The sequence below is a fragment of the Chryseobacterium sp. GVT01B genome (assembly GCF_019970045.1).
Lineage (GTDB): Bacteria > Bacteroidota > Bacteroidia > Flavobacteriales > Weeksellaceae > Chryseobacterium.
The window spans coordinates 1-449 of sequence record NZ_JAHXYI010000031.1 but is presented as its reverse complement, the minus strand read 5'-3'; the positions used below and the strand labels follow the sequence as shown (position 1 = coordinate 449).

Below are 449 nucleotides of genomic sequence, written 5' to 3'. Positions count from 1 at the left end.
CCCCTGCCCCGTACTCCCGCAGAGTCTCGCGCCTTCCGCTCCAATCAACATAGTTCAAAATCAATAATGACCTCTAAAACAGCCTTATTTTAATAATTTTTTAATTCATTCCATTGTTTTTCAAAATTCACGAATGGATCTGATTCTTCTTTGATTTTGGTATGCTTGTTCTCGTTCCATTTTTTATAAACAAGGTAAAGCACATATGCTGCTGCTACACCAATGATGGCAGGGATGTTATGGATAGAAGCCACTAGGACGATCGCACCGATAATCCCTAGACCGATTTTTGCTCCAGTCGAATTAGCTTTTAAAAACTGTTTGAATATGAAATACAGGAGCACGAGGCTAACGAGCAGCCCCACCATCGGACCGATTGTTGACAGTAAAACGACTGCTGCAATCCCACCTGCTAAAAGTAAACCAAATTTTTTCATTTTGTTTTTCAC

1 protein-coding gene is annotated in these 449 nt (G+C 40.3%); it reads right to left on the bottom strand.

Annotated features, from left to right (window positions below; translation table 11 throughout):
* Nucleotides 1-89: 89 nt before the first annotated feature.
* On the bottom strand, nucleotides 90-449 hold a 360-nt coding region (locus LC457_RS23320), incomplete at its 5' end, for a hypothetical protein (protein WP_223601926.1).